Annotated in this window: 4 protein-coding genes and 1 tRNA gene; 2 read left to right on the top strand and 3 right to left on the bottom strand. The window is 73.1% G+C overall.

The features are described from left to right. Window positions 1-148: 148 nt before the first annotated feature. On the bottom strand, window positions 149-1,102 hold the full coding sequence (locus AB0P35_RS16630) for an aldose epimerase family protein (RefSeq protein WP_363511252.1): 954 nt from the start codon (window positions 1,100-1,102) through the stop codon (window positions 149-151). A gap of 399 nt (window positions 1,103-1,501) precedes the next feature. Here AB0P35_RS16630 and AB0P35_RS16625 point away from each other — a divergent pair, with 399 nt between their 5' ends. Then, window positions 1,502-3,304, top strand: a complete 1,803-nt coding sequence (locus AB0P35_RS16625) for a non-ribosomal peptide synthetase (protein ID WP_363511250.1) — start codon at window positions 1,502-1,504, stop codon at window positions 3,302-3,304. Then, window positions 3,301-5,151 (top strand): hypothetical protein, encoded by a 1,851-nt coding sequence (locus AB0P35_RS16620; RefSeq protein WP_363511248.1) that lies wholly within the window; start codon window positions 3,301-3,303, stop codon window positions 5,149-5,151. The genes AB0P35_RS16625 and AB0P35_RS16620 overlap by 4 nt, the downstream gene beginning before the upstream one ends. 115 nt (window positions 5,152-5,266) lie before the next feature. Here the strand turns inward: AB0P35_RS16620 and AB0P35_RS16615 are convergent. Next, a tRNA-Thr gene (locus AB0P35_RS16615) sits at window positions 5,267-5,340 on the bottom strand. A gap of 111 nt (window positions 5,341-5,451) precedes the next feature. Further along, a complete protein-coding gene (gene leuE, locus AB0P35_RS16610) occupies window positions 5,452-6,117 on the bottom strand; it encodes a leucine efflux protein LeuE (RefSeq protein WP_363511246.1) in 666 nt (221 codons plus the stop codon). Between the last annotated feature and the right edge of the window lie 47 nt (window positions 6,118-6,164).

The raw sequence follows: 6,164 nt of genomic DNA, 5'->3' as shown, positions 1-6,164 counted from the left end.
TCCACCTCACGCTTGAGCGAGGCCGCGCGGGCCTCGGTGTCCTTGTAGTCGTCGGCGTTGATGATCAGAGCGGTGCGCCGCCCCTCGCCCAGCAGGCGGAGCAGTTCGTCGGGTCGGTTCCCGATCCGGAACGACGACAGGTACAGCCTCACGCCCGATCAACTCCTGCGTTCGAGAATTCGTGGATGGTGCGGTGGTGGTACGTCCGGCCCGGGTCGAGCCGGACGGACGGGAAGTCCGGGCGGTTGGGGGCGTCGGGCCACGGCCCGGTCTCCAGGCAGATCCCGGCCCGCGGCTGCCGGTAGTGGTCTCCGGAGTACACCCCGATGCCCGGCTGGTCGGTGCGGACGCGCATCGTGCGGCCGCTGGCCCGGTGGCTCAACTCGGCGGCCCAGGAGGGGTCGTCGAGCACGAAGAAGTTGTCGAGCGGCCGAGCGCCGAGCGGCTTGGGGGCCCGGTGGTCGAGATCGGTGCCGGCGATGTCGCGCGGCGGGCCGGCGAGCGGGACGAGGTCCGCGTCGAAGGCCACGGTCCGGTCGGAGTTGATCGCCAGCCGGTGGTCGTCGATCGTCCGGCCGGCCGTCCCGGAGAGGTTCCAGAAGGCGTGGTTGGTGAAGCCGACGATCGTGGCGGCCGTGGTGGTGGCCCGGAAGTCGAAGGTCAGCCGGCCGTGGCGGTCGACCTCGTAGCGCGCCTCGGCCTGCAGTGCGCCGGGGTATCCCTGGTCGCCGTCGGGGCTGTCCAGGCGCAGGCACAGGGTGAGCAGTTCGTCGGTCTGCGTGGCTTCGGCGTCCCAGACGAACCTGTCGAAGCCCAGGGGGCCGCCGTGCACGTGGTGGCGGCCGTCGTTGCGGTCCAGGCGGTGCTCGACGCCGTCGAGGGTGAACCTGCCGTCCGCGACGCAGCGGCAGTAGCGGCCGACGGTGGCGCCGACGTAGGCGTTGACCGCCGGGTCCTCGTAGGAGGCCAGGTCCGGCAGGCGGGCCACGACGTTCCCGGTGGTGCCGTTCCGGTCGGGGACGAGCACCTCGACCAGGGTGGCGCCGTACGTCCAGACGGTAACGGCCAGGCCATGACCGGAATCCAGGGTGTAGGAGTCCACTTCGGCGGGTTTCTGCCCGGCGTGTCCCTGTGTGGCCCCCACTGTCTCACGGCGGATTAACAACGGCTCACCCCCTTGAGCAACGTCCTTCCGTGTACATGCAGGGGTCATTCGATCACCCGCCCGGCCGATCGGCAAGATCTGCAGGCGGATTGTGCACGATGATGTTCATCTGACCGCATAGGCAGCGCGTTTGTGACGGGGTAAGGTCAGATCGGGGGCATCGCCGCAGCGGGAACGGGACTGTCACGTCCGACCCGCCGTCCGGCACTCCCCGACCCGGCCCTGCCGGCCACGAGCCGGGCCCGCCGAGGGGGCGCCCGCCCCGGCAGGCCCGCCGCCCGAGCTTTCGCGACACCGGATTCCCTTCATGCCTTGCTACTTGACCAGGAGAAACGGGTGAAGTTCTCGCTGTCAGTGCTGTTCGAGGAACAGGTCGAACGGGCCCCCGACGCCCTCGCGGTCAGCCATCCGGACACCGGACGCGAGCTGAGTTACCGACAACTGGCCACGCTGTCCGAGCGGTTCGCGAGATCGCTGGTCGAGCAGGGTGTCACGCCGGGCTCCTTCGTCGCGGTCTGCCTGCCTCCGGGCGTCGACCGGATCGCCGTCGGCCTGGCGGTGCTGAGGGTCGGCGCCGCCCAGGTCCCGCTCGACCCGGACCACCCGGCGAACCGCCACCGGCTGGTGGCCGAGGACAGCGGCGCCTGCCTGGTCGTGGCCGACCGCACCACCGCGGACCACTTCTCCGGCATCCCGGTCCTGGTCTGCGACGAGGCCGAGCCGGACGCCGCGACCGCACTGCCGCCGGTCCCCGAGGACGCCGAGGCGCCGGCCGTGGTGCTCTACACCTCGGGCACCACCGGTGTGCCCAAGGGCGTCGTCCTGCCGCACCGGAGCATCGCGAGCTTCGTGCACGCCATCCGCCGGCCCGGCCCCGAGCCCGGCGACCGGGTGGCCCACCTGAACAGCCCGGCCTTCGACGCCACCACGTTCGACACCTGGGGCCCGCTGCTCAGCGGCGCCTGCATCGTCGTCCTCAACCGGGACCTGCTCACCGACGCCGCCCTCCTCGGGGAGGCGATCCGCACGCAGGGCATCTCCGTGATGCTCGCCACCGCCGCCGTCTTCCACGAGGCGGCACTGCAGAACCCGCGCACCTTCGACCCGCTCCGGCTGCTGCTGGTCGGCGGCGAGGCCATGGACCCGCGCCGGGCCCGCGCCGTGCTCGCCACCTTCCCGGGCCGGCTGCTGAACGTCTACGGCCCCACCGAGGCCACGACCTTCGTCACCCGGCACGAGGTCACCGAGGTGCCCGAGGGCGCCACCTCCGTCCCGATCGGCCGCCCGATGGACGGCATGCGGGCCGTCGTCCTGGACGAGGAGCTGCGTCCGGTCCCCGACGGCGAGGACGGCGAACTGTGCCTGGGCGGCCCCTGCCTGGCCCACGGCTACCTCGGCCGCCCGGACCTGACCGACGCCGTGTTCGTACCGGACCCGGCCGCCGCCGGGGAGCTCCTCTACCGCACCGGCGACCGGGCCCGCCGCACCCCGGACGGGATCCTGGAGTACCGGGGTCGCACCGACCGGCAGGTGAAGATCCGCGGCTTCCGGATCGAACTCGCCGAGGTCGAGGCCCGGTTGCTGGACCGGCCGGACGTGGCCAACGCCTTCGTGATCGTCCGGGGCGAGGGCTCCGACCGCTCGCTCGCCGGATTCGTGGTCCCTTCCGACGGCGCCTCCGACCCAAAGGAACTGGCCACCCGGCTCGGCGAACACCTGGCGCTCGAGCTGCCGTCGTGGATGGTGCCCCGGGTGACCGTCCTCGACCGCCTGCCGCTCACCACCGCCGGCAAGGTCGACGGCGCCACACTGGCCCGGCTCGTCCCCGAGCGGGAGACCGCACCCGGCGACGGGCGGCTCACCCCGCTCGAGAACCTGCTCGCCGGGATCTGGACCGAGCTCACCGAGGTCGAATCGGTCGGGCCGGACGACGACTTCTTCGCCATCGGCGGCCACTCCATCCTGGTCGGCCGGCTGAACGCGAAGATCCGCAGCGTCCTCGGGGTCCGGCCGCCGCTGCGCGCCTACTACACGGGCAGCACCCTGGCCGGCCAGGCCGCCATGCTGCTCGCGCACGAGCCGGAGCCGGGCCACGTCGACGCCCGGGTCTCCGCGTTCCTGGAGGGGCGGAGCGCATGACCGCGGCGATCACGCTGTGCGCCGACCCGGCGCAGTACGCGGCGGCCGCCGCCGAGTGGTCCCCCGGCCGGCCCTTCCCCGTCCTGCCGGGGCCCGCGCTCGACCGCTACCGGTCGCTGTTCCCGGACGGGCCGCTGCCCGCCGTGACGGCGGACCCACGAGCAGGTGTCGTGGTGTCGGTCGGCGACCGGGCCTCGGCCGCGGCCCGGCTGCTCGCCGTCGCCACCGGCCGCGAGCACCTCCAGATCGAGCCCGAGCACCTGCTGAAGGAACTCGCCGGCCACCCGGGCGCGCTGGTGGCGGTGGTCGGGCTGGCCGCCGACCTCACCGCCGCCGGCGACTGGGCCGGTGCCTCCGGCGCGTCCGTCGGCGTGCTCGCCACCCGGGACCTCTCCTCGCTCGCGTGCCTCGTCTACCGGAGCCTGACCGTCGACGCGGTCGGCGAGGACCGCATGTTCGTGGCCTCCCACCCGATGCTGGAGGAGTCCGAACTCGCCGACGCCGACGGCCTGGACGGGCTGGGTGTCCTGCGCGAGCGCCGCCTGAAGGTCGTCGTGCTGCGCGCACTCGGCAAGGAGTGCTGCGTGGGCTTCCCGGACGGCATCGTCTGCGGCCGCTCCGACCGGATCGACGAGCCGCTGCCGGAACTCCCGCCGGAGTACCGGCACATGCCGTGCATGCTCGGCGAGGGCTGCCACCGCTCCGACCTCGACGAGGACCAGCGGCTGCCCGCCGCCGAGATCCACGCCACCGTGGTCTTCACGCACAGCTGCTCCTCGGTGGCGGTGGGCAACAACGTCTACCCGAGCCACATCGCGCTGGGACTGGGGCTGCTGGAAGGCACCGCGGTGGCGGTGGTCGGCGCGATGGGCGTGCACATCGTGCAGCGCAGCTCGCAGGGCGACTTCGAGGCCGCCCTGGCGGAGCGGCTGCCGCTGGGCCGGGTCGTCGAGCGGCTCGGTGAGCGGGCCCGTCCGATCAACGGCTGGCTGAACCGGTTCGGGCTGCTCGGCGACCCCGGCCTGGTACTTCCCTGGCCTGAGGCGACGGGGCTGCGCGGGACGGGCCGGACGGCCTCGGCCACGGACATCGACCACGAGGCGCTGCGCCGGCTCGCCGACCTCGGCAACACCGTCCTCCCCCGGCTGGAGCGGCTGACCTGGCTGGAGCCGGTGGTGGACGGCGCGGCCGTCGAGGGCCTGCGGGCCGAGGTCCGGACGCTCGCCGAGGACCTGCACGACCCGGGGCTGCCGGACGCGGTGGCCGCACTGGAGTCGGCCGTGGCGGAGTTCCAGCTCGACGCCACCGCTCGGATCGCGCAGAGCATCTACGTGTCGGGCTGGAACTACGGCGGGCCGGCGCTCGACGGGCTGCGCGAGGTGTCGCAGCTACCCGCCCGCTGCCCCGAGTGTGACCGGGACAGCGCGGCGGTGGTGACGATGCGCCACCTCGTCCACGGGCTGCTGACCGTGCAGACTCTGCAGTGCCGCCGGTGCGGGGACATCTGGTGGACCAGCGAGGCCGGCGACCCGACCGTCCGACTCACCGGGCCGGTGGACGTCGCCGCCCGGCGCGGCACCGTCCCGCACCTGCCCCGGCGGATCCACAACGGCACCGGCACGGTACTCCGCGGCGGCATCGGCTTCGCCTTCGCGATGCGCAAGTTCCTCGGGCTGCCGCCGGAGACCTCCGCGGCCGTCACCGTCGCACCCGGCAACACGGCCGACTGGACGGCGGAGATCGACCTGGTCGGCCACCACCCGCGGCCCGACGTCCACACCGGTGTCTTCGTCGCCGTCCTCAACGGGGTCTACCTCGCGTCGGCGTCGATGATGCGCCTGACCTGACCGCCCACCACGTCCGGTGGCGCCGCCGACCGGCCCACCGGACGTGCCTCGGCCCCGGGCACGAAAACGAGGAATCCCGGGCCGCACGAGGTGCGACCCGGGATTCCGATGTCTGAGCCGCCTGCGGGATTCGAACCCGCGACCTACGCATTACGAGTGCGTTGCTCTGGCCAACTGAGCTAAGGCGGCGCCGCTGCCGGGGCTCCCCGACTGGTCGAGGATCGCATCGGCAACGCGGGCCAGTCTACACAGTTTCCGGAGCTGGTCCGCACCGCGGCCGGGGCGCGGGGGCTGCGGAGCTCAGGCGGAGGAGACGGCGAGCTTGGCGGCGAAGCCGGCGAAGAGCAGGGCGACGCCGCTGGTGAGGCCCGCGGAGAGGCGCTTGCGGCGGCGGAAGGCGGTCGCGAGGCTGGTGCCGGCGAAGATCAGCAGGGACAGGTAGAGGACGCTGAAGGTCTGCAGGATGCCGCCGAGCAGGCCGAAGGAGAGCGCCGGCATGCCGTAGGACGGGTCGACGAACTGGGTGAAGAAGGAGAGCAGGAAGAGGATGGCCTTCGGGTTGAGCAGGCTGATCACCAGCGCCCGGCGGAACGGGTTCTCGCTGTTCTCCGGCAGGGCCTCGGCGGTCTCCACCGCGTCGATCGCGTCGGCTGCGGCCCGCCGCTCGCGCCAGAGCTGGCGGGCGGCCCGGACCATGCCGATGCCGATCCACAGCAGGTAGGCGGCGCCGCCGAACTTCACGACGGCGAAGACCGCCGGGTTGGCCTCCAGCAGCGAGGAGGCGCCGAGGGCGGTGAGGCTGATCAGGGTGAAGTCGCCGATGAAGACGCCCGCGGCGGCCCGGTAGCCGGTGCGGACGCCCTTGCGGGCGGCGACGGACAGGACGTACAGCGAGTTCGGGCCGGGCAGCAGGACGATGACCAGGGCGCCGAGGACGTACGTCGCCAGGTCGTTGACTCCGAGCACGGGGACGCTCCTGTCGGGACGGCGGGACACACGGGGGCGCACCATGT

This window comes from Kitasatospora sp. NPDC085879, from assembly GCF_040686255.1.
In the GTDB taxonomy this organism is placed as follows: domain Bacteria; phylum Actinomycetota; class Actinomycetes; order Streptomycetales; family Streptomycetaceae; genus Kitasatospora.
This window is presented reverse-complemented; position numbering and strand designations above follow the sequence as displayed.

Bases quoted from the DNA above. Each gene is read 5' to 3' on its own strand.
- AB0P35_RS16620 (WP_363511248.1), top strand. From the start codon at position 3,301: ATGACCGCGGCGATCACGCTGTGCGCCGACCCGGCGCAGTACGCGGCG.